Genomic DNA, 25,607 nt, shown 5'->3' with positions numbered 1-25,607 from the left:
GTTTTGTATGGACATATACCCTCCCTCATTTCTTAGCCAGATTACGTTTGGGTCTTGTGTATTACCTATAATCATGTCTGTAATTCGATAAAGCCTCTTCCGTTCCGCCACCCTCCAGCAGCACCATAACCGCATAGGAGATTGTATCAATCCAATCGTCGAGGGTACTAATCTGCTCTACGGTCAGCAGGTTGTTTCGTTGCAGCATACCATCAGGATACAACGCCCATGCCCGTGTATATTGGCAAATTCCCCACAGAGCGGATATAAGCTCCCGTTCTACGGACGGTTTCTCCAACTCATCTGCCAGAACTTCAATGATAGTCATGAGCTCATGAAAATTATGCTCGATCAGTTCGCCTTGAAAGGGACGAAGCATCCCTAGAAATCCGCTTTGCATTTTGGGATGCTCCAAATCATCATGAATAAAAGAATGACAGCGCAACAGCTCGCGAGCCTCTTGTTTATTCATGAAGTTCCGTAATCTCTGCTCGGATGCCTCTGCATAGAAAGCTGCCTGACAGTCCCGATAAGGCATCAATGTCAACGACCATATCTGCTTCTTCATAGCGGAAATCAAGCTGCAAGATGATATTTTCTGTTTCTACAGGGGTTAATACATGCTCTTTAGTTTCCAGAAATGTAAAAGTCACTGCATAGCGTGGAATGTCCTGGACTGTTGCTTCAGGGATCACAGGTGCCTCAGCCGAAGGCTCCAGATCCGGTGATTTAGGAACCAGCACACTAGCGGGGGATAGCTCAATCGTCAGTGTAATCTGGTCTTTGGTCATATTGGCAGCCGTGATTCGGTCATAGTGAAAGGGTGGAAAATAGCCGAGCTTTTCTACAATGCTGTCTGCACCTTGAATAGAAACGGTTGGAGAGAAAGCCAGTTCCAGTCCGATGGACCCTGTCAGTTGGTCTTCATATTCTGGATTGATACGGATAAGGGCCTGTTCCGACTCTACCTTCAAAATCGTACCTATAAAATACTGTTTGCCATGGATCAGGACAACATCATGCGGAACGAACGGCAGTGCTCCTCCGGCTTGATAATGAATGAGATATTCGTTTTCTTTTTTTTCAACGTTGTGAACTTGAATTTGCATAAATTGCAGCCTCCTAGGGTTAATGGGATGACGGATTGTTTAAGTGTGACGTAAAGGGTACGGAGTCCACGATTGAAAAACATACTTCATATCCGGGGTATCCTTTTCGAGCATAAATGGAAGAATATCCATAATGGCGCGTGCTTTACTGCCAGCATAAAAGTTGCGCGAGCTATGTAGCAGTTTGTTTGCCTTTATTAACTGGCTGAGCTGCAGCATAACGTCTTCCACGCTTGTTCGGTCAATACGTTCATAAACGTCCTGACGAATCGAAACAAGCATCCCGCAATTGCTGGAAGATTGACCCATAGGGTCATTGGACAAAAGAATGTACACTTCCGGCGTCGTCCCTTTGTTATAGGACGATTTGATACTAGGAGCCTCTATAACCAGCATCAAAGGAGTCATTTCATCATCGGTTACAATGCGGAGTAGTTCCTGCTTGTCCCAGCGGATCTTACCGTGTTTGGCTTTCTTGGATTGATAGATAGACACACGGGTATTACGGATTCCTGACATGTTCAGGAGTGTTTCAAAACAATCGAACAGGTTAGTAAAGCACTCTTCGGCAAACAAAGTGTGCTTCTCCGATACGGAGCCTGTCATTATGAAATTATAATGCAGGTTGTTAACCACAAGCATCCATCCTTTATTCATGAATTACCAATTCTCCTACCATAATATATGACATGGTGATTGAATTCACCTTTTGCGGTATTCATTAAAATCGTTTGGAAACCAGTTCAACTTCGCGTATACTAGGAAAGTCATATATGATACGGCCTGAGCCGCCTTGCGGCCGTATGTTGAGTTACATGAACAGATTCAACGATAACGGATATGCTCCCTTCCTGAAAAGGGGAGAATGAGAACCGATACAAAAATGGGAATTCTGAACTATGGAACGATAGATGTCATATGGCACATGAACCTATTTTACGTGACACATATTTAATACAGATAAGGGAAGTGAATACAACTTGAAGAATTTTACAGCGTTAGGTGTGGAGCAACATTGGGTAGAAGCCTTGAAAGAGCAGGGCATCTCAGCGCCAACACCAGTACAGCAGGAGTCCATTCCACTGTTGATGGAAGGTCAGGATGTCATTGCCGAGGCACATACGGGAACGGGGAAGACGCTTGCGTTTTTACTGCCGATTTTACAAAAGCTGAATTTGGACAAGCGGCATCCGCAGGCGCTCGTGATTGCACCTACGCGTGAATTGGCACTCCAGATTACAGAGGAGGCAAAATGCTTGGCTGCTGCGGAGCCGAGTTTATCTCTGCTAGCTGTTTACGGAGGACAGGATGTGGAGCGTCAGCTTCGTAAACTAAAAGGTGGCGCACAACTGATTATTGGTACACCTGGGCGACTGCTGGATCACCTGAGACGTGGCACGCTCGATCTAGGCGGCATTAAAATGCTGGTCCTGGATGAGGCTGACCAAATGTTGCACATGGGCTTCTTGAACGACGTGGAGACGATTCTTCAGGAGGTTCCTTACCGGAGACAAACGATGCTGTTTTCCGCTACGATGCCAGCTGGTATTCGCAAACTGGCTCGTGTCTATATGAACGAACCCGTTGATGTCAAAGTGAAATCGGCTTCTTCCGTTCCAGTGAGCCAAATCCGTCAGGTCGTTGTGCAAACAACAGACCGTGGTAAGCAACAGGCATTGGTAGATATGCTCAATACGGATCGTCCGTATTTGGCTGTTATCTTCTGCCGTACCAAGCGGCGGGCTTCCAAACTGAATGAGGAGCTCCAGGAAATGGGGTTCGAGAGCGGTGAGCTGCACGGGGACTTGTCCCAGAACAAGCGGGAGCAAGTGATGAAGGCGTTCCGTGAAGCGAAACTTCAATTGCTCGTAGCGACAGATGTAGCCGCACGCGGCCTGGATGTAGAAGGCGTCACGCATGTCTTCAACTATGACATGCCGCAGGATGCCGAAAGCTATATCCACCGCATCGGGCGTACCGGTCGTGCCGGAGGCAAAGGCGTTGCGGTGACGCTCGCCACGCCAAGGGATGTTCCTGAGCTTCGGAACATCCAACGAGTTGCTGGTGTCACATTCACCAGCAGTGAGGGCGGCGGGCAGCGTAGACCTGCTCCCGATACAGCTGAGCGGCAGGGTAGAAATGACCGCTCAGGCAGAAACGACCGCCGTTCCTTTGGCGGCAACGATGCTGGTGGCGGACGCCGCAGCGGCCGCGAACAGGCGGGTCGTCGTGACGGTGCAAGCGGCGAGCGTCGCTCCAACCGCAGTAGCAGTGAACGTGGCGGATATGACCGCAGTAGCGGCGGTTCCGCACGCGGAGGCCAAGGTCGCTCGGCAGGGCAAAGCAGCGAGCGCGGTGGATATGACCGCAGTAGCGGCCGTTCTGCACGCGAAGGTCAAGGCCGCTCGGTAGGCCAAAGCAGCGGACGTGGCGGGTATGATCGCAGCAGCGGCGGTTCCGCACGCGGAGGCCAAGGTGGGCGCGGTGGACAAGCCAAAGGCGGTCCGCGTGGTGGTCAAGGTCAAGGAGGCCGACGCGGTCGGTCTAGGTAGATAAAAATGGGGTATTCTTATAGAATGCTCCACTATGGTTATCATCATAGCCCCGGGGAGGCTCATCTTCCGGGGCTATTATAATCTTCATCTATGCCGCTGCAAGCACAGCATCATAAGATAAAGAGCAACGAAAGATGCTCAGAGATAACCGATTAGCGGGTAGGGCATTTTTTAAAAGATAATTTGGAGGGGTTACACATCATGCAGGAACAGGATATGGGCAAGCGTGCCATGGTCTCAGCATGGATCAGCCTGATTAGCAACATCCTCTTAACGGGCATTAAAATAATCGCAGGACTCATGTTCAATAGTAAGGTGCTGGTGGCCGATGGTGTGCATAACGCCGGGGACGTAATTGCTTCTGCAACGGCACTGGGAGCGATGAGAATATCCAGCCAGCCGCCGGATGAGGATCATCCCTATGGTCACGGCAAGGCAGAAGTAATTGGTGCTAGTGTGGTGGCGGTCATATTGTTCGGGGCAGGTATATTTATCGGCTATCATTCCATTGCCGCCCTGTTCGAACCGATGCCACAGGAGCATATACTGGCATTGGTGGCCGCCATTATTTCCTTGCTATGGAAACAGTGGCTGTATATCTACACGATTCGTATTGGCAGAGCGGCCAATAGTCAGGGTCTCATTGCGACGGCAAAAGATCACCTCGCTGATGTGTATGCCTCGGGAGCGGCTGTATTGGGAATCGGATTAGGATTGATCGGGGAACACTGGGATATTCCGATTTTATCTTACGGCGACCCCATTGCGGGGTTCGTAGTGGCGTTGCTGGTTCTGAAATTGGCGTGGGAAATGGGCCGCGAATCCATTGATGTGCTGATGGAGAAGGCCATTGCAACCGAGGAAATTGAAAGCTACGCAGCAGCCGCACTGAGTGTAGCCGAGGTTCAGCGTATTGACCGTATTCGTGCCCGTGAGCACGGTCATTATATTATCGTAGATATCCGAGCTTCAGTGGATGCCTCTTTGACGATTCAGCAGGGACACGATATTATCCGGCTGATCAAGAGGGCCGTCATACAGCGGGAGCCGCGGGTTTATGAGGTGCTTGTCCATTTGAATCCGTGGTATGCAGACGACCTCCATGCTGTAAAATCAACACAAAAAGACTCTGAAGATAAGGTGTAACCGATACCAATAACGCCCCTAAAACAAACGCCGCGAATTGACAGATAACTTGCCGGAAGGGTATGCTTTTAAAAGCCGAACGATGATGAATAAAAGCGAGGTTACCCGAAAATATGCGAAAATTTTTAAAATGGCTAGGTATTTCTGTGACTGCTGCAGTCCTTTTAGTGGGCGGATATTATGCTTATTCTATATATCATTTTACGAATCAAATTTCAGTTGCCTCCGGTCAGGACTCGAAATTTAAACCGCAAACCCAAACATCAACTAATGTACAACCTGTAGAGGTATCACTCCCACCGGAATGGGATGGAACAGAAAGAGTGAATATTCTGCTGCTAGGCGGCGATTCGCGTGGGGAAGATTCAGGGCGTTCTGACTCGGTTATGGTGGCTTCTGTTAATCCGGTTACGAAAAAGGCTACCCTTATGTCGATTCTTCGTGATACGTATGTCAAGATCCCGGGCCATGGGCAAAGTCGATTGAATGCAGCCTTTTCCTACGGTGGACCTGATTTGACCAGACAGACTGTGAGCGACCTCCTGGGGATACCAATCCAATATTATGTATATACTGATTTTAATGGTTTCATTGCGTTGGTTGATTCTGTAGGTGGTATTGACCTGGATGTCGAAAAAGATATGCATTATACGTCCAAGGCAGACAAACACCAGTTTGATATTGACTTGAAAAAGGGAATGCAGCACATGGACGGCAAAACAGCCTTGCAATATGTGCGTTTCCGTCATGATGCGACTTCGGATTTTACACGTACGGAGCGACAGCGCAAATTCATTACCGAACTGGGTAGTAAAATACAATCGACCTCGTCGCTCATTAAACTGCCAAGTATTCTAAATAGCATTTCTCCGTATATTGAAACGAATCTGAGTACAACGGAAATGCTGCAGTTGGCTTCATTGGGTTTTAATATCGATGCTAAAACAGTAGCGAAGCAGCAAATCCCGCCAAATGAACTGGTGCGCGGGGAAACCATCAAAGGTGCGCAGGTGTTGGGTGTGGACGAGCGGAAGCTCAAGCGATTCATACAGAATCTTTTTGAACAAGAAAACAAACCGGTGACTACGACGGTGGAGGCTGCCACCACGACAAATGATACTCCATAACCCTTCAAAGCAAGCGAAGTTCGTACAATAACGTACAACTTTGTTTGCTTTTGTGTTTATTTGGGTATAACCTTGTATATTTTGTTGCAAAAATATATCGTAATTATGAAGAACGTATACTCATCTGTCTAAAGAGAAGGGGAATGTCATGTGGAAATAACTCCGGCATGGAAAGACCGGTTTAAGAAGTTTTTTCTGAACAATAAGTTTGTGTTATTCCTGTTGGTATTGCTGCTGATCGGTTTGAATATCTTAGTGCTTACCAAAATTTCATACATATTTACGCCTGTCATCGTGTTGCTTAAAACGATCATTCTCCCGGTCATTTTGTCCGGTGTATTGTACTATCTGCTCAATCCGTTGGTAGATGTACTGGAGCGAAATAAGGTAAAGCGGGTATACTCCATTGTTGTCCTGTTTTTGCTCATTATAGGGATTATCGCTATTGTGATTACATCGGTGGTACCTGTGATCCGTGATCAGATACAGGGTCTTATCCAAAATGTTCCTGCCTATACCGAGCAAGTCAAACAACAGTTTGAGCGACTGATTGGCAGTAACTTTGTCAACCAGTTCCAGAACACCATTCAAATAGATCCATCTGAACTAGCCTCCAAAGCTTCTGAAAAGTTATCTGGCTTTATCAATAATGCATGGACGGGTGTGGGAAGCTTTTTGGGTGTGATTACTGAAACTGTGCTTGCGATCGCTACGGTTCCGTTCATTCTGTTCTATTTGCTGAAAGATGGACACAAGCTACCGCAGTGGATTCTAAAAATGCTTCCACCTATGTTTCGTAAAGAGACAGATCGTATCATGACCGAAATGAATCATCAGGTCAGCTCGTATATTCGTGGACAGATTATTGTCAGCTTCTGTATTGGAGTGCTGCTGTATATTGGTTATCTGATTATTGGATTGGACTACTCTTTGACACTTGCGGTCATTGCGTCCTTTACGAGCGTGGTTCCCTACTTAGGGCCTGTAATTGCCATTACACCCGCGTTAATCGTAGCTATTGTTACCTCACCGATCATGCTGCTCAAAATGGTTATCGTATGGACAGTCGTCCAGCTTATTGAGGGTAAATTTATTTCACCACAAATTATGGGCAAATCTCTTCGAGTACATCCGATCACGATTATCTTTGTTATTTTGACAGCTGGCAATTTGTTTGGTGTGGTAGGAATTGTACTGGCGGTTCCAGGTTATGCCGTCTTGAAAGTAATCGTGACCCATCTGTTTAGTTTTTTTCAAAAGCGTTCACATCTTTATGAAGCAGATAAAGTAAAGTAAAAAGCAAGTCTCTATAAAAAGTAAACATGGCTAATTGGTGCGGTAAATCTGCTATTTTGCCCCTCTTGGTTAACTGTGGCTTTACGTGCTATAATTAATGCCTATTCGTATTCCAAAATAGAAAGGTCAGACTTTTTATGATAAAACTCAGCATTCTTGACCAATCTCCGGTATCGGAAGGCATGACGCATGCACAGGCATTACAAAAGACTGCTGAGCTTGCTATAGAGGCGGAACGCCTGGGTTATCATCGCTTCTGGGTATCCGAGCATCATGCAGCCTCTAACCTTGCAGGCTCCAGCCCGGAGGTATTGATTTCACACCTGGCTGCCCGTACCTCTACCATTCGAGTGGGGTCGGGTGGTGTGATGCTGCCTCATTACAGCGCTTATAAAGTAGCGGAAAACTTCCGGGTACTGGAGGGATTGTATCCAGGACGCATTGATCTGGGTCTGGGGCGAGCACCTGGAGGAATGCCGATTGCTACCAGAGCTTTGCAGGAGGGGAAAATGCGGGGCGGTGTTGATCTGTACCCCGAGCAGCTGGATGATCTGCTAGCCTATTTGCATGATAGCACAGGCAACCAGCATCGCTTCGGTTCGCTACAGGCGATGCCGCTCGTAGAGACCGTGCCGGAAATGTGGCTGCTTGGCTCCAGCGGCGATAGCGCAGGTCTGGCCGCCGAGCGTGGCGTAGGCTTTGCGTTCGCGCAGTTTATTAATGGTGAAGGCGGCACAGGTGCTATGAAGGGATATCAGGAAAGCTTCCAGCCTTCCCAGCATAGTGACCAACCAGGTTCGCTTGTTGCCGTATTTGCGATCTGCGCGGATACCGAAGAGGAGGCCAATCGTTTGGCATCCAGTATGGACTTGTCCCTGGTGCTTTTGGAACAGGGAACGCGTTCCGCAGGAACACCTTCCGTCGAAAAGGCGCTTGCGTATCCGTATACGCCATATGACCGGATGCGCATTCGTGAGAATCGCAAGCGTATGGTGGTTGGTTCACCCGCACAGGTCAAGCGTCAGCTTGAGCAATTATGCAAGGACTATAATGCACAGGAGATCATGGTTGCGAGCATCATTCACGACTTTGATGCCAAGATGAAATCAATACGTCTCATGGCTGAAGCATTTGGACTGTCCTCTGTACAGACTTAATGCGAATTTGCCAGAATCAGAAGATCACAGCTTTAGGGCTGTGGTCTTTTTTTGTGAGTTAGCACTTGATAATGATTATCAATATCTTTATTATATAAAGATAGAATGAAGTTTTGATGAATGTCGTGCGTTAAGCCCGTGATTATATATATTGGATTAGGGAAAGGGATGATTCCAAATGTTTCGTCTGAAAACGGCAAATCTGGATATTGCTTATGAAGATCGATTGATAGTAGAAGATCTGAACGTAGAAATACCGCAAGGGAAAATTACAGCGTTGGTGGGTGCAAATGGCTCCGGTAAGTCGACCATTCTGAAAACGATGGCTCGCATTATGAATCCTAAAGGCGGTAGCGTTCTGTTGGATGGTAAATCCATTCATAAGCAATCCACCCGGGAGGTAGCCAAGCAGTTGGCTATTTTGCCGCAGAATCCGACTGCACCGGAAGGGTTGACCGTGACGGAACTGGTATCATACGGACGTTTTCCCTATCAAAAAGGTTTTGGTTCCATGAAAGCGGACGATCGCAAAATGGTAGAGTGGGCTATACAAGTAACGGGAATGAGCGAATTTCACGATCGTCCGATTGATCAGCTTTCTGGAGGTCAGCGTCAGCGTGCCTGGATTGCTATGGCGCTTGCACAAGATACGGATATATTGTTTTTGGATGAGCCGACTACATTTTTGGATATGGCGCATCAACTGGAAGTGCTGCATCTGCTAGAGTATCTGAATACTTCGGCAGAACGCACCATTGTTATGGTCGTGCATGACTTGAACCATGCAGCCCGATATGCTCAGCATATGATTGCGATCAAAAAAGGGAAAGCAAAGGCGGTAGGAGCCCCGACGGAGGTTATGACCCCGAATGTGCTGCGTGAAGTGTTCGGGATTGAGGCGGATATTGTTACTGATCCTCGCACGGGTGTACCCCTCTGCCTTCCGTATGCTTTGGCTGGTCAGCCAGCGGTAAGCCAAGCAGTAAAGGGAATGAATGTAGAAGAGAAACAAACAGTGGGTTCTGTTGCGGAGCGGCGTGATGCTAGACCACAAGTAGCAGCAAGAGGTTAGAGGGTGCACTAAGTGGCAGCATCACGGTAAAGGGTATATTGGCATGTCCGTCACGTTTTGGGTAAAATAGAACCTAAACCAAGCGACATGAAGGAGGATGCTGTATGTCTGTCTATTCGTATAATGCCGTAACACCAGCCAATCAGGAGGTTTCTCTGGAAACTTACACCGGTAAAGTGCTGGTTATTGCGAATACCGCCAGTAAGTGCGGACTTACCCCGCAATACGGGGAGTTGCAAAAGCTTTATGACGAATACAAGGATCGGGGACTTGTTGTTTTAGGTTTCCCTTGCAACCAATTTGGCGGTCAGGAGCCGGGCAGCAGCGAGGAAGCGGTTGAATTTTGCCAATTGAATTACGGGGTTAATTTCCCGGTATTCGCTAAAGTGGATGTGAACGGACCAGATACAGCCCCTCTGTTTGAATATTTGGAGAAGCAACAGCCTGGAGAACAGGAAGAGGGTACAATTCAGTGGAATTTTACGAAATTCATTGTGAATCGTGAGGGTGTGCCTGTGGGGCGTTTTGAGCCAAAGGAGTCACCGGAAGCGATGAAAGCTGCCATTGAGCAGTTGTTATAATAGCTTCGTGTAATTCCAAAGTGTATATGTGTAAACAAGGTCTGATTTCCGCTTGTCTCGGGGGAAACGGATCTTTTTTTTATTCCCCACATACGTATTTTCCTAAAGATTAGCGACTCGTGTGAAAGTGTGTTTTAAGGGCATAATCAGGAGGCACATAGGGAAAACTGAATGGAGCATAAAGAGGATTTCAGCAAACGGCTGATCTCAGCTATTCTTACCTTTTTAAATGTGTACAAATTGTGAATAACATAAAAAGCTATTGTAATGTGAAAAATATCACACTATAATAAGCGCATGAAGTGAAATAAATCACAAGGAATAACGAGTTATCTAAGTGAAAGTATTCACAATTATTATACATTTTATGCCCACACACCAAGGAGGAATTCAACATGAAAGTAGCAGTTATCGGATGTACACACGCAGGTACGGCAGCTATAGTCAACACAGCTAAATGTTATCCAGATGCCGAAATTACGGTCTATGAGCGTAATGACAATATTTCATTTTTATCTTGTGGTATTGCACTGTACGTAGGTGGTGTCGTCAAAGATCCGCACGGATTATTTTATTCGTCCCCAGATCAACTGGCTGATATGGGTGTAGTGACCAAGATGCTCCATGAAGTAACGAGTGTGGATACTGCTGGCAAAACGTTGCATGCACGTAATCTCCAAACAGGTGAGGAATTTACGGACACATTTGATAAATTGATTGTGACTACCGGATCGTGGCCAATTATTCCGAAGCTGGAAGGCATTGAACTGGATCATATTTTGCTCTGCAAAAACTATAATCATTCGAATGAAATCATTGAGAAAGCCCAGCACGTACAGAACATTACAGTTGTCGGAGCCGGATACATTGGTGTTGAACTGGTAGAAGCATTCCAAATGAACGGTAAGAACGTAACGTTGATCGACAGTGCTGATCGCATATTAAATAAGTATTTAGACCATGAGTATACAGACCGGATTGAGAATTCCCTGAGAGAACATGGCATTAAGCTGGTGCTTGGCGAGACAGTAAGTCGTTTTGAGGGGACTAACGGTAAAGTGAGCAAGGTTGTGACCTCCAAAGGAGAATATGAAACAGAGCTTGTTATACTCTGTATCGGTTTCCGACCTCAAACGGATCTGCTCAATGGCCAGGTAGATATGTTGCCTAACGGTGCAATCATTGTGGACAATTATATGCAAAGTAGCTGCCCGGATGTGTTTGCAGCAGGCGACAGTTGTGCAATTCGTTATAATCCAACCGGCAAAACAGCTTATATCCCATTGGCGACCAATGCGGTTCGTATGGGTACGCTGGTGGCACGCAATCTGGTACAGCCGACCATTGCCTACATGGGAACACAAGGAACCTCGGGTATCAAAATTTACGAAGACAATATTGCAGGAACAGGAATGACGGAAGCCGCAGCAACGGACGAGGGAATGACTGTAGAAGCTGTAACCATTGAGGACAGCTATCGTCCTGAGTTTATGCCGACCTCGGAAAAGGTTTTGCTGAAAGTTGTGTATGAGCAGGAGACACGGAGAATTGTTGGAGCACAAATTATGTCGAAGGTGGATTTGACGCAATCCATTAACACGCTGTCTGTAGCCATTCAAAATCATATGACCATTGACCAGCTGGCTTTTGTCGATTTCTTCTTCCAGCCGCACTATAACAAGCCTTGGAATTTCCTGAACGCGGCAGGTTTGCAAGCATTGCCTACAATATCTGAACGGAACCCAGTTACTGTATAATTCAATTTGTCTGTGACATTGTTCATAAGTTTGTCAACAATCTGAAGCGTACGGATGAATCCTTATAGTACAATATAGAGAGCATAAGGATTAGGGGGAGAAGTTATAATGGATTTGTTTTATATCCTTTTTCTTGTAGTTGTCGCAGCCATCGGTCTGGGCGGAGTTCTATGGTTCTTGAGAGCCGTTGAAAAGGAAGAATACAATTAAATGTAAAGTGCGTATTAGCGCAGTAGACGTAATAAAATAGAAAAACAGTCCTTTTATCAAGGGCTGTTTTTTTTATAACTAAGAAAGTGATTTTTTTCACAAACAAAATCACTGATTTTAAATAAAATATGAAAGAAGAATATTTTAAAAGATATTAAAGGAGCGGGGGCAGATGGCAAGCTATAAACCGGGGCAAATTGCCGAAAAGACGGTGGAAACAGGAGTGGCCAAAGCGAACAACCCGTGGACTGTGGCGGTGGTATTGGGATTTTTGGCAGGTGCATTTATTGCACTCGGGTTTTTGCTGGATATACGCGTTATTGCAAGTGCACCTAAAGAATGGGGGAGTATTGCTACCTTTATTGGAGCGGCAGTGTTCCCTGTAGGTCTGGTGTTAGTTTTGATCGCTGGTGGGGAATTGCTGACCGGCAATATGATGGCAGTCCCTTTGGCGAGATGGGCAGGACGAATTAAGACAGGAGCTATGCTTCGTAATTTGGCGATTATTACGCTCAGTAATTTTGCAGGTGCATTATTTGTTGCATTTTTTTTCGGGCATGTTCTGGGCTTGACCGAAACGGGTCCTTACCTGGATAAAGTGGTGGATATGGCAGGACATAAGCTGGATGAAAGCTTTTTGCAGTCTTTTATATCAGGTATAGGATGTAACTGGCTTGTAGCACTGGCTGTATGGATGGCGTATAGCACAGACTCTATCGGCGGCAAAATTATGGGAATTTGGTTCCCAACCATGGCCTTTGTTGCTATTGGGTTTCAGCACGTTGTTGCCAATATGTTTCTCATTCCGGCGGCTATATTTGCAGGTCATTTTTCATGGGCAGAGTATGTTATGAATTTCATTCCGGTCTGGTTGGGGAATTTAGTAGGAGGCAGTCTGTTTGTGGCTGGAGCCTACTGGCTGGCCTATCTGAAAAAGACTCAAACTAACACACATTCTGTGAATGAATCTCAAACTACTTCTTCAGTTACATCCAAGCCGTTAAGTGATCATGCATAATCACGTTACTTTATGAAGCAATGAACAAAGCAAATCCGCCATGACAGGCCCGGGGGAACGAAACCTGTCATGGCGGATTTTTTTGGGAGTGGTCCATGATTTGGCATGGAGGATGAGTGTGCTCTCGTCCATAATGCCTTGATCTTTTTTACCCTGGGTACGTAATGATGAAACAGGATGATAATAAAATAATTATGATTTTTTAAATCCGTTTTGCTCTATGCAGCAGGCGGATTTTTTATATATTTTGGAGCGAGGCTGTGTGGTAAAATCCTTCTCTTGCCATAGGCCAAAGCTGTGGATATGATAAGAACAGTGTAATTTTTGGAAACGGTAACGGAAAGGAGCATTAAACCATGGATCATCGGAATAGCGCGCCTCTTGAGGCCACACTTCAACAAAATCTACAAAGAGGACAGCGAATGACGGAGCAGCAGAACGGTGTTTTTCCGGCTGTATGCCCGTTGGATTGCCCGGATACGTGTGGGCTCCTGCTTCACAAGGAAAATGGAAAGATAGTCAAGGTGACTGGTAATCCGGATCATCCCATTACGAAAGGGGCTATATGCAACAAAGTCCGCAATATGACCGAGCGCGTATATGATCCAGATCGGGTGCTTTATCCGTTGAAGCGTGTAGGCGCCAAAGGGGAAGGGACATTTGAACGAATTAGCTGGGAGGAAGCGGTCGATACCATTACAGGTCGGTTCAAGGAACTGATACGTACGGATGGACCGGAATCCATACTCCCCTACAGCTTTTACGGCAATATGGGCGTATTAAGTGTGGATGGAATGGATCGTCGCTTTTTCAATGCACTGGGTTCAAGCCAACTGGATCAGACGATTTGTAGCGTGGCTGGGAATGAGGGCTGGGCATCCGTTATGGGGTTTAAGGGCGGCACGAGCCCGGAGGATACAGAGGATGCAGATCTCATTATTGTATGGGGTGGAAATGTCATCAGTACCAACATGCATCAGGTCGTATTGGCTGAGAAAGCACGTAAAAAAGGTGCTAAGGTGGTCGTAATTGACGTTCATCGCAACCGGACGGCGCAATGGGCGGATTGGTTCATTCCGTTATATCCGGGTACGGATACAGCGCTCGCGCTAGGGGTTATGCATGTACTGTTTGATCAAGGACTGACAGACGACGAATTTTTACGTCGCTATACCGTAGGTCACGAGGAACTGCGCGAGCATGTTAAGACCTATACACCAAAGCGGGTTTCGCGGATTACCGGCGTGCCGGAAGAGGATATTATCCGTTTGGCGGAAATGTACGGAAAGGCGCGAGCGGCCTATATCAATATCGGAAATGGGCTTCAGCATCATGATAATGGCGGTATGAACGTACGCGCAGTTACATGCTTGCCTGCACTCACTGGACAATGGTTGAAGCACGGCGGTGGAGCGTCGCGCTCCAATGGCGCTTACGCCAAGATTAACAGCGCCCATCTGGAGCGTCCTGATCTGCGACAAAACCCGGATGCTCGGGTGATCAACATGAACCGGATTGGAGAAGCGCTGCTACAAAAGGAACAGCCGATTAAGGCGTTATTCGTATATTGTAGTAACCCGGTAGTTGTAGCACCCGATTCGGAACGGGTGACAGAGGGATTTGAACGAGAGGATCTGTTTACGGTTGTTCATGATCTGTTCCTTACCGATACGGCCTGCTATGCAGATATTGTGCTGCCTGCTGCGTCTTCTTTTGAAGGAACAGACCTATACAAATCGTACTGGCACCACTATATCCAGATGCAGAAGCCCGTCATTGATCCGCTTGGGGAAAGCAAAAGCAATTATGAGCTATTTAGCCTGCTCGGACAGGCAATGGGCTTTGATGAAGCTGCCTTTACGGAAAGTGAAGAGGACATGATCGCAGGCGCGCTTGATAATCCAACGAATCCTTATCTCAACGGTGTAACCTTGGATGCCTTAACAAAGTCGCCTTTTGTAAAGCTCGATATGACGCCAAAGGCTGCTTATTTGGAGCGTTTAACTACGCCTTCAGGCAAGATTGAGTTGTATTCGGAAAAAATGAAACGAGCAGGTCTGCCCGCATTGCCCTCCTATGTACCGCTGATCGAAGGGTATGACGGAGAGCATCGACCACAAGCGGATGAACGTTTTCCATTGATGTTTGTTTCACCGCCAAACCATAATTTTTTGAATTCTACATTTGCTAATTTGCCCAAACATCAGCGCTTGGAACGGGAACCCTTGCTGCAAATTCACCCGGAGGATGCTCAGGCAAGAGACATCGCAGATGGTGATCCGGTTACCGTCTGGAATGACAGGGGGATGTATGAATTAAAAGCCAAGGTCACCGATCTGATGCTGCCCGGCACGGTGATTAGCCAAGGATTATGGTGGAAAGGCAAAGGACGCAGACAGCGTGCCAATGCGTTAACCTCTGACCGGCTGTCGGACATGGGGCAGGGGGCTACTTTTTTCTCAACGGTGGTGAATGTGAAGCGCCAATGAGAATATGCCTTTCATGGCGTCAGGTGCAAAAGGAGAAGCAAAAGATATGAAATGGTTGGAGTCTTATCCGAAAGAAGTAAAAGTATTTCTCATTGCCAGCCTGATTAATTCCGCTGGGAGTTCCCTCATGTGGCCGCTCGTTAGCATGTATGTATTTGACGAACTGAACCGTAGTATGGAAGATGCGGGGATTGCGATTTTAGTACAGTCATTGGGCGGAATTTTCGGTCAAGTGCTGGGCGGAGCCCTTTATCATCGTATTGGAGCCAAAAAACTGATTGTCGGTTCACTGGCCATGAATGCATTGGGGCTTCTCTCGCTTCCATTTACCAGTGGTCAATGGGTAGCATTTGTCATCATGATGGGCTTTATCGGCTTTTTTAATGTGGTATCTGTGCCTGCGATTCAGGCCTTTGTAGGTTTTCGTTTTGCTGACCGACGTGGAGAGCTGTTTAATATCATTTATGTCGCGAACAATATTGGGGTGGCACTCGGAACGGGACTGAGCGGCGTTCTGGCCGACCTTTCCTATCAGCTCAGCTTTGTGATGAACGGGGTAACTTCTGCGGTGTTTGCCGGATTCTTCTGGTCTTATCTAAGCAGGGTAGATCGGGAAGAGGGGGAAGTTCAGCTCAGCAAGTCTGTGGTGAAAAGAGAGGAAATACCAGCTCGATTGCTGTTTCGCGATACCAGGCTGTATCTCTTTGTGGGGTTAGGCTCGCTTTTTTTATGGTTCGGCAATTCGATCTGGAATACGGGAGTCTCTCCCCATATAATTGAGCAGGGCCTGCCCAAAACGATGTATGGGTTACTATGGACGTTAAATGGTATTCTTATTTTTGCTGCACAACCTATTATTTTCTGGATCAAACGGCTGTACGCTCATCACGCTTCTGCGCAAATGACATGGGCTGGAGGATTTTATTTGGCAGCTTATATTGTCATACTGGGCACACAGAACTATACTGGGATGATATTCGCTATGGTACTAGCGACTTTGGGAGAAATGCTGATTGCACCTGCGGTTCCAGCATTCCTGTCTGATCATGGAGGTCGGGGTGCACCCTTTTACATTGGACTTGTGGGGGGCATTGGCGCAGCCGGACGGGTGATGGGACCTTATTTTATGGGAAAGTTGTATGATGGCGGTGGGTTACCGCCCACACTTTGGCTGGCATTAGGCGTAGCCGTATTATCCATTCTGTTTTTCGTCCTGCATAGCTGGTTGAATCGTTTTCGGCATGATTTGGATAACTTGGATACTACTTCTTCTTAGGTGGATGTTCCCGGTTCTTAAGTCCCAATAAAAGTTCAGTAATGAGCTGTGATTATGGTACAATAGGTGACAGATGGTTGCAGTTATTGCTTCAGGAAAGCCTTCACAGGAAGGATTGAAAGGAATTGTTTACAAGTCAACCCTTGACGATACGTCATTCGGAGATGAAGGATGCTCCTGATCTGATTGCGCTGGATGAATTGGTATGGAATGAGCGCACGGCTCCTGCTTCGCTGTCATGGAAGTCGCGTGGAGAGTTTCTGCGCAATACGCCTCCTGGCTCTCAACTGGTCGCCATCGAACAGGAAGTACTCTGCGGGTATATTGGATTTCGTCCTCCAACGCTGTTGGCTAGTAATTGTCATGTACTCGAAATAAATATAGCTGTACGTCCAGACTATCATCGCAAAGGTATTGGGACGGCGCTCATGAACTCCATGAAGGAGATTGCAGCTGCGGAGGGCATACGCAAGTTAAGTTTGCGTGTACTGTCCTGTAACACGGAAGCCCTTATGTTTTATGAAAAATGCGGTTTTGCAATTGAAGGGCGGCTGCATGAGGAGTTTTATATCGCAGGCCAATTCGTGGATGATATTCTAATGGCCTATTTCTTAAAATAGACCGGAGGCTACACACAGGCATCGGTTGTAATGTCCAGCCCATAACCAAGAACGCCGCAGACCTAATCAGGCCTACGGCGTTTTTGCACAGTACAAGGTTAGCGAAGTTGCTTCCATTCATTCTGGAGCATACCATACACTGCGTGATTCATATAGCCATCTGGTAGCAACTCCGCTTCGCGTATGATGCCTTCGAGCACAAAGCCCAGGCGTTCTGGAATACCGCGGCTACGGCGGTTCGTTGTTGCACAACGGATTTCGACCCGATGCAAGTCCAACTCCATCAACGCATATTCAACGAATACGCGGCAGGCACTGGTCATGAGACCCTGTCCTTCGTAACCGTGCCCAAGCCAGTATCCGATGCTAACCGACCGGTGAGCCCAATTGATCTCATGGTAGCTGATGATGCCAGCAAGCTCGTTGTCTATCCAAATTCCAGCGGTCAGGCTACCGTTCTCTGCGGCTTGTTTCAAGGCGCCTTGCACGAACTGCTCTGTATGGCTGATTTCCGTGGTGGAGTCTACCCATGGAAGCCACTGACGCAGACGGTCACGGGACATTTCGATCAGCTCAAACAGAGGCTGCACATGCTCCTTGGTGAGCGGCCGAAGGACTGTGCGTTCGTCCAACGCATATGTAAACATGATGAATCCCCTCTTTCACTCGGAAAATCGCTAAACCAGCCAGTCTAGCATTTAATCCCATGCTACCTTATTCTGCGAGAGTCGTCAAAAGGGAGAGGAAGCTTTAAATTTTATAGGTCCCACCCGGAACCGCCCCTGCTCATATACATATTTCAGATCCAAATCCCCTATAAATTCGCTTGGTGATACGCTACCAGATACAGTGGCATGCAGTGGGAACTGTTCGGCGTCATACATTACAACGGAGCTAAAATCGAGATGCTTTGTAAATTGGGCTGGATCATCGTAAAATACAGACGCTTTGGGGTCCATCGTGTGTGTAGTACCGTCAATCATAACAGCGATATGCACCTGGCGGTTGTGGTCACGTAGCTCCACGGAGCTATGTACTCGCTGGGATACAGCATTTGCTGCTGATTCAACTGCATATTCCTCCATTGTTTGTACGTTAACAATATGCAACTCCTGCAATTCCACACCCGTTCCCGAGGCACGTGTGAGAATGATAACTGCATCACGGACCCCATCTTCGTTTACATCTCTGTAAAATAACTGTGGTGCGGTGGAAATATCCGCTGAGCCCGACCACTGGAATGTGCGGCGCTGCTGGCCGATTTCCAGTACGGCTGAATGGAAGAGTCCCTGGGACGGGCTCACGGCGTATAGGCGGACAGTTGAGTCTTCTGGCGCGCTGGCCAGCGGATGAGATAAAGCAGTTTCGGTCACCATGCTTGAAGAAGGATGATCGGTAGTCATAACGGAAGAGGACAGCAGCATAGACAGCAGGATGACGATCAACAGCTTAAACACGGGTGGGCTCCTTTTCCGGTAAAATAAAAGATATATACACTATAACGAATTTATTTGCCGAAAATGTTAACTCTTTTTCATAACTTGCATCTTTTTTTGCTGAAGAGAGCATCCCAATTTTCATTTTATTGAGTTATGCGGTGTGAAAGGGTATATTTAAGGGAACAGGTTGTATACAGATTATACGGAAGAAAGGTTGATTAGCGTGGAGAAGCCGATTACTCCCCCCAATTTTATTAAAAATGTTATTGAAGAGGATTTACGTACGGGTAAGGTAAAGGAGGTTGTTACACGCTTTCCACCTGAACCCAACGGATATTTGCATATTGGACATGCTAAAGCTATCTGGATCAATTTTTCGTTGGGAGATGAATTCGGAGGACGCACGAACCTGCGTTTTGATGACACCAATCCGGCGAAGGAAGACACGGAATACGTGAACTCCATTCAGGAGGACGTGAAGTGGCTTGGTTATGAATGGGAAGAAAAACATTTTGCTTCCAATTACTTTGAAGAGATGTACAAGCGTGCTATCCTGCTGATTCAAAAGGGGAAAGCCTACGTAGATGACCAAAGCGCGGACCAAATTCGTGAAACACGCGGAACACTGACAGAACCGGGACAAAACAGCCCCTATCGGGATCGCAGTGTGGAAGACAATTTGAAGCTGTTTGAAGAGATGCGTGCAGGCAAATACCAGAATGGAGAAAAGGTGCTGCGTGCTAAGATTGATATGGCTTCGCCAAACATCAATTTGCGTGACCCGGTTATTTACCGTATTTCACACACGGCCCATCACAATACAGGCGATACCTGGTGCATCTATCCGATGTATTCCTATGCTCATCCGCTGGAAGATGCAATTGAGGGCGTAACCCATTCGCTTTGTTCGCTTGAGTTCGAAGATCAACGCCCACTGTACGATTGGGTTGTAGCTGAATGCGAGATGGAAAACGTACCTCATCAATACGAATTTGGACGGCTAAATCTAGCTCAAACGGTAACCAGCAAACGTAAGCTCAAACTTCTGGTTGATGAAAAACACGTAGACGGCTGGGATGATCCGCGGATGCCAACCATTTCTGGGTTGCGTCGTCGCGGCTATACGCCAGAGGCCATTCGCAGCTTCGTCTATGAGACAGGCATTTCCAAAGCCTACGGAGTCATTGATTTGCAGGTACTGGAGCATTTTGCACGTGAGGATTTGAAGCTTAAGGCGCCCCGTACGATGGCAGTTATAGATCCGTTGAAGGTGGTCATTACGAACTATCCTGAAGGACAAGTGGAAATGCTGGAGGCGGAGAACAATACAGAAAATCCGGAGCTTGGAACCCGCCAAATTCCGTTTTCTCGTGAGATTTATATCGAGCGTGAGGATTTCATGGAGAATCCACCGAGCAAATACTTCCGTTTGTTCCCTGGTAATGAGGTGCGTCTCAAACATGCTTACTTCATTAAGTGCAACGATGTCATTAAGGATGCGGACGGTCGTGTAACGGAGATTCACTGTACTTATGATATAGAAACCAAGAGTGGATCGGGCTTTACGGGACGTAAAGTGAAAGGTACGATCCATTGGGTAGAGGCTACTCAGGCTGTTCCGGCTGAATTCCGTTTGTATGAGCCATTGATTAATGCAGAGGAACCAGAGGTACTGGAAGAGGATGGATCGGAAAAAACATTCCTTGATCAATTAAATCCGAACTCTTTGGAAATTGCACATGGCTATGTGGAGCGGAATATGAAAGAAGCACAGTCTCAGGACAAGTTCCAATTTTTCCGTCATGGTTATTTCAGTGTAGACCCGAAGCTTTCCAAACCGGGTGAGCCTGTATTTAACCGTGTGGTATCATTGAAAAGCTCCTTCCAATTGCCTAAGCAATAAGCTGTTGGAAAGAGTGGGACGAATGGTTGTTTCGTGCGACCAAATGAGAAAGGAGTCTGCCAGCGGCAGACTCCTTTATTTTACGCACATCCGTTCTTCATTCCTCAGAACATGACCATCGACTTGAAGACGCTCTATTGTCGTTGTGGTGCTTCTTCTATCGGTTTGTGCTCGCCACCATGTCCTGGCTGGTAACCGTTCTTGTACAGCATATACCACATGATAGCGAATCCCGCAGAGCCAAGCAGGGCGAAGAATACACCTGCATGGTACATCATTTCACCGCCGAAGTTCTGGAATAGCCAACCTCCCGCAAAACCAGCTATGATCCCGGATATACCACTCCAGGTCAAGGTATATACGGCCTGTCCGGATGATCGATATGCCACCGGGGTAAACAGAACGGTCAACTGGGTGCCTACATAGAAATATCCACCGAAGGTGACACAATGAAGTGCCTGAATGAACACGATCTGAATCGGGTCTGTGGCCTGGGCCATGAGTTCCCAGCGCAAGGCAAACAGCAAACTGACCAGAGCTAAACAGCCGACCATCACGGTCATTTTTTTCTTCAAGAAGCGATCAAACAGTAAAAAGACAATAATTTCGAATACCGATGACATAAAAACGGCAAAACCAAGCATCAGCTTGGACCCACCCAGTTCGGTGATGTACAGGGACATAAAGGCGCCGTTGATTGAATTAGGAATCGATACAAGGATGCCTAATAAAATGAAGGATATAAAGTATCCGTTTAATAAAATACTGCCAAAGCCACGCAAATGAATGGTTGCCGTCTCCACAGTGCTTTTCAGTGGCGGAATTGCCAAAGTGCAGGCTAATGCAGCCAGAAGAAGTACCGTAAATATAGTGGATATACTAGATATTCCCGTGTGGTCCACCACTATGCCGGCAACGGCCGCAATCACAGCCCAGCCGGAGGAACCCCATATGCGGAATGCACCAAATTTCCGGTCTGTGCCCTCAATATAGCTAAGAATCAGGGTATTGCTTTGGGCGAATAATGGGCTTTGGAAAAAGTAAAAGCCAATCATCGACACATAAATCATGACATACGTGTGAACATGAAATAAAGCTTGGAGCAGTAACAGTGTACCTATAATCATAAATAGTAGAATACGTCGGAGATTTCGGCTGCGGTCGCTTGTATATCCCCAGAAAGGATTCGCGAATACAGATACAAAAGGTCCGATGGCCATCAGACTCCCGATTTCCAGCTTGTCCATGCCGATATCTTGTAGATACAACGGAAAGAAGCTGGAGAAAATGACCATAGCTCCATATAGAAAAAAGTTATACAGCTTTAGGGAATATAGGGGAGTCTCTTGAATTTCTCTCTTTTGCAAGACAAGCCATTCCTTTCTTAGCCCGATAGAGAACTACGCACCGATGCCGATCTGTGGGAGGTTCTTTATTCCAATGTATCATGTGTTGAAAGGGTTAACAAACCAATAAAATTACAATTATGTAATAATTATTTGATTATACTAGTTTGATATTGATTTAAATGAATTAATAATTACTGCTTTATATTGTTAACTTTAATTTTTGTGGTTCTAGTACGCGATATACAGATGAATTGCCGCATTAGAGTCCATATATGGTTAGTTCACACAGATGTTTTGCTGGTTACAAAGTTTTTATTTGTAAATAGGTTCTTAAGACCTAAAGTTTATATCGTGAATAACCGATACTTAATCCATAATCAGGTGAATTTAGGATTATTTTTTTCTGAATCAAAATATATTGTCGCAAATATTACATAAAATCAGAATGCTATTCCTATTTGGTTATATACGGTATAAGTCAACTGATCTATATTGTTTGGTTTTATGAGATATTCGGTGGAAAGGATTGAAAAATGGCATCACAGCATCGTAGAGACAACTCTTTGTATCGCCGTTTTCCTCGGCTTCATCTGCTTCAGGCGGGAGAAGGGTGTGAGTTCCTGACTTCTGAACCCAACGAGCCTAACGTAGTATTGACTCGTGAGGGACGTTCATATTATTTGCATGATCGTGAGCAGCCTGTGCGGGAAGCAGAGTTGTTTGTATCTGGTTTTAAAGAAGTAGAGCCTCAAGCGCACGTGATCTTTTTTGGAGTAGGACTAGGGTATCATATTCGTGAATTTCTGCGCATACACCCAAATACTAGTTTCTCCATTGTCGAGCCGGATACTGGCGTGATGAATATTTTTTTACAGAATCTGAATGAAAACGATTGGCTTGCTGGTGAGAAGATCGAAGAGGTGATGGTAGGAGCAATTACTGGGGAGACAATTGGAATATTGCAGAGGTTGATTGACCGTGTATCTGGAGTGCTGGTCATTCCGTGGCTCCCGTATCGCGCTTTATTTACTGCGGAATTGAAGAAGTTTAATGAAACATTGTATAGAATGGTCTCTAATAAGAAGGAAAAAATGGCTATCAACCATGTTTACGAAAAAAAGTGGGCGCTAAACAGCATGCACAATTTCCCCTTTATTTTACATAGTTCTGATTTTCTGCATGCCGGCTCAGAGTACATAGAAGGCAAGCCAGTCTTGATTATTTCTGCTGGTCCTTCGCTTAACGACGAAATTGAGCACCTTCGCTACATTCGGGAAAATAATCTTGCATACCTGTTTACGGTAGGTTCTGCAGTGAACACGCTGGTGGAGCATGACATTTATCCGCACGGAACATTTAGTTATGACCCTAATGAATACAACGTAAATGTAATTCAGAAAGTGATCGACAAGCAAATTGATTCTATACCCCTCATTTTCGGCAGTACAGTCGGTAAACACACACTCGATGCCTATCCAGGGCGTCTCATGCATATCATCATCTCTCAGGATGAACTCTGCAAGCATGTATTGCGCACATCCGAGGGAAATAAGCCAACAATTATTAATGATGCTCCCTCTGTAGCCGTCATTGCGCTTCAATGTATGATCCGTATGAAGGCAGACCCTATTGTGTTGGTAGGTCAAAACTTAGCTTATCGGGGCGAGCAATATTATGCTGAGGGAATTACCCATGCCAGAGGCGTACCAGCTAGTGCAGATTTGCCACGTGTGGAGGGCGTTCATGGTCAGCAGGTGGTTACTCGGCAGTCTTTTATCAAAATGAAAACAGAGATGGAATTTTACATCAGTAGAGCGAAGGAAACTGATTTTATAAACACAACGCGTGATGGCGCTGTTATCCAAGGGACGACTTTTCACAATTTAGAAGAAGTGATTCAAAGGCGGTTAAAGGGATCGATTAATGCTTCATGGCTGCAAATCAGCAACGAGTCAAAATATGATCCCTTGTTTCTGAAATCACGCATTGCAGAGCTCCAACAGGATGAAGAGGTTTTTCAAACCATTATGGAACAGATTCATCATGCTCTGCTCAAAATTAAACATAAGATTGGCCTAAAGCAGGCTAATATGCTGAACGTGTTGTTCGGACAGTTTGACAATTTGTTTGCTTCATTATTAGGTAATTGTTTTTTCAAGATATATGTTCTGCCTCGTCAACGTATGCGGTATGAGTTCTTGTACAGTAAGATGGACGCCATTCAAAGCAGTAGGAATCCTATGAGTAGAGGGGAGCAAATCCTGCTGTATTTCGGGGAATTCATATGGAAATGTCAGCAAGACTATAAGGAAATCAAGAGTGACATCCGTGAATTTCACCGTTTCATTCACACCTAAGTAAAAGGAGCACGTATATGAGTAAGAAAAAAAGAAATAAGAAACATATAAATCGAATGATTAAGGCAAGTGTGCTGACAACACAAGTGCTCAACCTTGTAAACCCTTATGTGTCAGCTGCGTTCGCATCAGAGAGCATGAGCGACAGCACGACGGAAAGTGTATCAGTGTCTGACGGGTTCGCTCAGGATGTCTCTCCATCCCGCGTGGTTTCATCGGTCTATATGCAGGCGCAAATGGACGAGCCGCCATACTATACCTGGCTTTCACCCCAGGCAAGTGGCGTTTCTTTGTCCGCCAATCTAGATATATCGTTCAGCGAAGCGGTGCAACTGGGTACCGGCCATCTGGTGGTGCGCGAGGAAGATGGACGTGAAGCAGGACGGATAGATGTGAGCGGAGGAACAACCTACGGAGGCACGATCCAAATCAGTGGACAGCATGTACGGATGGAGCTGGATCACTCGTTGTCAGACAATACTCGGTACTATGTAGAAGTCAGCTCGGGGATGTTCGTAGATCGTGGAGGTCAGGGCTCAAACGGTGTTTGGGACAAGAACACGTGGAGCTTCCGGACCGCAGATATGACTGCACCGAAGCTGGTAAGTAAGGGACCGGAGGGTCCGGATATGAGCGGGGTGAGCCCCTACGATGCGAACTTTGTAATGGAGTTTAATGAGCCCATAAGATGGAACCAAGGTTATGTAAGGCTGCATGAGGCTTCGGGAGGAGGGGTAGTGCGTGAGTTATCGATATCAGGTGATTGGCAAAAGGGGAGATCTGTATCAACCTGGGGAAATAACGCCCACTTTACCTTTTCGGGTGGACTAGAGGAAGGGAAGTCGTACTATCTGGAAATTACCTCGGGAGCACTGACGGACTTTGCAATGAACCCGTATGCAGGGATGCATACACCGGAGGATTGGACGTTCCGTACGCGGGATGAGCGACCTCGTTATACGAGCTTGTTTCCAGAAGGGAGCGGGCAAGCACTGACGACAGATTTGCAAATGAGCTTTAGCGAAGCGGTGCAACTGGGTACCGGCCATCTGGTGGTGCGCGAGGAAGATGGACGTGAAGCAGGACGGATAGATGTGAGCGGAGGAACAACCTACGGAGGCACGATCCAAATCAGTGGACAGCATG

General features: G+C 46.5%; 21 protein-coding genes. 15 read left to right on the top strand and 6 right to left on the bottom strand.

Annotated elements, in window-relative coordinates:
- Nucleotides 1–61: 61 nt before the first annotated feature.
- Genes ACN6NF_RS23380 through ACN6NF_RS23370 form a run of 3 tightly spaced genes read right to left on the bottom strand, consistent with a single transcriptional unit; the run spans nucleotide 62 to nucleotide 1,766 of the window.
- Nucleotides 62–472, bottom strand: coding sequence for a hypothetical protein (locus ACN6NF_RS23380; protein WP_474319841.1), 411 nt, complete (start codon nucleotides 470–472; stop codon nucleotides 62–64).
- Nucleotides 465–1,109 (bottom strand): immunity 50 family protein, encoded by a 645-nt coding sequence (locus ACN6NF_RS23375; RefSeq protein ID WP_474319839.1) that lies wholly within the window; start codon nucleotides 1,107–1,109, stop codon nucleotides 465–467. Before ACN6NF_RS23375 ends, ACN6NF_RS23380 begins: the two co-directional genes overlap by 8 nt.
- Before the next feature lie 39 nt (nucleotides 1,110–1,148).
- Nucleotides 1,149–1,766: a hypothetical protein gene (locus ACN6NF_RS23370; protein WP_474319838.1), complete on the bottom strand. Its 618-nt coding sequence runs from the start codon at nucleotides 1,764–1,766 to the stop codon at nucleotides 1,149–1,151.
- 323 nt (nucleotides 1,767–2,089) lie between these two features.
- Between ACN6NF_RS23370 and ACN6NF_RS23365 the strand changes: the two genes are divergently transcribed.
- From ACN6NF_RS23365 to ACN6NF_RS23310, 12 genes are all read left to right on the top strand, one after another.
- Complete coding sequence (locus tag ACN6NF_RS23365) at nucleotides 2,090–3,661, top strand: DEAD/DEAH box helicase (RefSeq protein WP_474319837.1); 1,572 nt, start codon at nucleotides 2,090–2,092, stop codon at nucleotides 3,659–3,661.
- Between the two features lie 204 nt (nucleotides 3,662–3,865).
- Nucleotides 3,866–4,810, top strand: coding sequence for a cation diffusion facilitator family transporter (locus ACN6NF_RS23360; RefSeq protein ID WP_474319835.1), 945 nt, complete (start codon nucleotides 3,866–3,868; stop codon nucleotides 4,808–4,810).
- Between the two features lie 113 nt (nucleotides 4,811–4,923).
- A complete protein-coding gene (locus ACN6NF_RS23355; RefSeq protein ID WP_474319833.1) occupies nucleotides 4,924–5,937 on the top strand; it encodes an LCP family protein in 1,014 nt (337 codons plus the stop codon).
- A 150-nt stretch (nucleotides 5,938–6,087) separates the two neighbouring features.
- Nucleotides 6,088–7,233 carry an AI-2E family transporter gene (locus tag ACN6NF_RS23350; RefSeq protein ID WP_013373486.1) on the top strand — a complete coding sequence of 382 codons (1,146 nt, stop codon included), beginning with the start codon at nucleotides 6,088–6,090 and terminating at the stop codon, nucleotides 7,231–7,233.
- Between the two features lie 137 nt (nucleotides 7,234–7,370).
- Nucleotides 7,371–8,390: an LLM class flavin-dependent oxidoreductase gene (locus tag ACN6NF_RS23345; protein ID WP_474319831.1), complete on the top strand. Its 1,020-nt coding sequence runs from the start codon at nucleotides 7,371–7,373 to the stop codon at nucleotides 8,388–8,390.
- Between the two features lie 178 nt (nucleotides 8,391–8,568).
- Complete coding sequence (locus tag ACN6NF_RS23340) at nucleotides 8,569–9,462, top strand: ABC transporter ATP-binding protein (RefSeq protein WP_474319830.1); 894 nt, start codon at nucleotides 8,569–8,571, stop codon at nucleotides 9,460–9,462.
- Between the two features lie 104 nt (nucleotides 9,463–9,566).
- Nucleotides 9,567–10,043: a glutathione peroxidase gene (locus ACN6NF_RS23335; protein ID WP_474319828.1), complete on the top strand. Its 477-nt coding sequence runs from the start codon at nucleotides 9,567–9,569 to the stop codon at nucleotides 10,041–10,043.
- Between the two features lie 395 nt (nucleotides 10,044–10,438).
- Nucleotides 10,439–11,800, top strand: coding sequence for an FAD-dependent oxidoreductase (locus ACN6NF_RS23330; protein ID WP_474319826.1), 1,362 nt, complete (start codon nucleotides 10,439–10,441; stop codon nucleotides 11,798–11,800).
- 382 nt (nucleotides 11,801–12,182) lie between these two features.
- On the top strand, nucleotides 12,183–13,028 hold the full coding sequence (locus ACN6NF_RS23325; protein WP_474319825.1) for a formate/nitrite transporter family protein: 846 nt from the start codon (nucleotides 12,183–12,185) through the stop codon (nucleotides 13,026–13,028).
- 356 nt (nucleotides 13,029–13,384) lie between these two features.
- The gene (locus ACN6NF_RS23320) at nucleotides 13,385–15,517 is read left to right on the top strand and encodes a molybdopterin-containing oxidoreductase family protein (RefSeq protein ID WP_474319823.1); all 2,133 of its coding nucleotides are present in this window, start codon (nucleotides 13,385–13,387) and stop codon (nucleotides 15,515–15,517) included.
- A 46-nt stretch (nucleotides 15,518–15,563) separates the two neighbouring features.
- Nucleotides 15,564–16,793, top strand: a complete 1,230-nt coding sequence (locus ACN6NF_RS23315) for an MFS transporter (protein WP_474319822.1) — start codon at nucleotides 15,564–15,566, stop codon at nucleotides 16,791–16,793.
- A gap of 125 nt (nucleotides 16,794–16,918) precedes the next feature.
- Nucleotides 16,919–17,413 carry an N-acetyltransferase family protein gene (locus tag ACN6NF_RS23310; protein ID WP_474319820.1) on the top strand — a complete coding sequence of 165 codons (495 nt, stop codon included), beginning with the start codon at nucleotides 16,919–16,921 and terminating at the stop codon, nucleotides 17,411–17,413.
- 98 nt (nucleotides 17,414–17,511) lie between these two features.
- On the opposite strand, the gene ACN6NF_RS23305 is transcribed toward ACN6NF_RS23310, so the two are convergent.
- Both ACN6NF_RS23305 and ACN6NF_RS23300 read right to left on the bottom strand, forming a co-directional pair.
- Nucleotides 17,512–18,060, bottom strand: a complete 549-nt coding sequence (locus ACN6NF_RS23305) for a GNAT family N-acetyltransferase (protein WP_474319818.1) — start codon at nucleotides 18,058–18,060, stop codon at nucleotides 17,512–17,514.
- 84 nt (nucleotides 18,061–18,144) lie between these two features.
- Nucleotides 18,145–18,870, bottom strand: a complete 726-nt coding sequence (locus ACN6NF_RS23300) for a copper amine oxidase (RefSeq protein WP_474319817.1) — start codon at nucleotides 18,868–18,870, stop codon at nucleotides 18,145–18,147.
- Between the two features lie 205 nt (nucleotides 18,871–19,075).
- Between ACN6NF_RS23300 and ACN6NF_RS23295 the strand changes: the two genes are divergently transcribed.
- Nucleotides 19,076–20,755 carry a glutamine--tRNA ligase/YqeY domain fusion protein gene (locus ACN6NF_RS23295; RefSeq protein WP_038978192.1) on the top strand — a complete coding sequence of 560 codons (1,680 nt, stop codon included), beginning with the start codon at nucleotides 19,076–19,078 and terminating at the stop codon, nucleotides 20,753–20,755.
- 134 nt (nucleotides 20,756–20,889) lie between these two features.
- On the opposite strand, the gene ACN6NF_RS23290 is transcribed toward ACN6NF_RS23295, so the two are convergent.
- Nucleotides 20,890–22,122, bottom strand: a complete 1,233-nt coding sequence (locus tag ACN6NF_RS23290) for an MFS transporter (RefSeq protein WP_474319815.1) — start codon at nucleotides 22,120–22,122, stop codon at nucleotides 20,890–20,892.
- Between the two features lie 515 nt (nucleotides 22,123–22,637).
- On the opposite strand from ACN6NF_RS23290, the gene ACN6NF_RS23285 reads away from it, so the two are divergent.
- Together ACN6NF_RS23285 and ACN6NF_RS23280 are read left to right on the top strand one after the other, a co-directional pair.
- Nucleotides 22,638–24,461 (top strand): motility associated factor glycosyltransferase family protein, encoded by a 1,824-nt coding sequence (locus tag ACN6NF_RS23285; protein ID WP_474319814.1) that lies wholly within the window; start codon nucleotides 22,638–22,640, stop codon nucleotides 24,459–24,461.
- A gap of 17 nt (nucleotides 24,462–24,478) precedes the next feature.
- A partial coding sequence (locus tag ACN6NF_RS23280) for an Ig-like domain-containing domain (protein WP_474319813.1) occupies nucleotides 24,479–25,607 on the top strand: 1,129 nt, incomplete at its 3' end.

The sequence above is a fragment of the Paenibacillus sp. TSM33 genome (genome assembly GCF_056099025.1).
The sequence above is the reverse complement of the archived record's forward strand: the minus strand, read 5'-3'. Positions and strand labels throughout refer to the sequence as shown.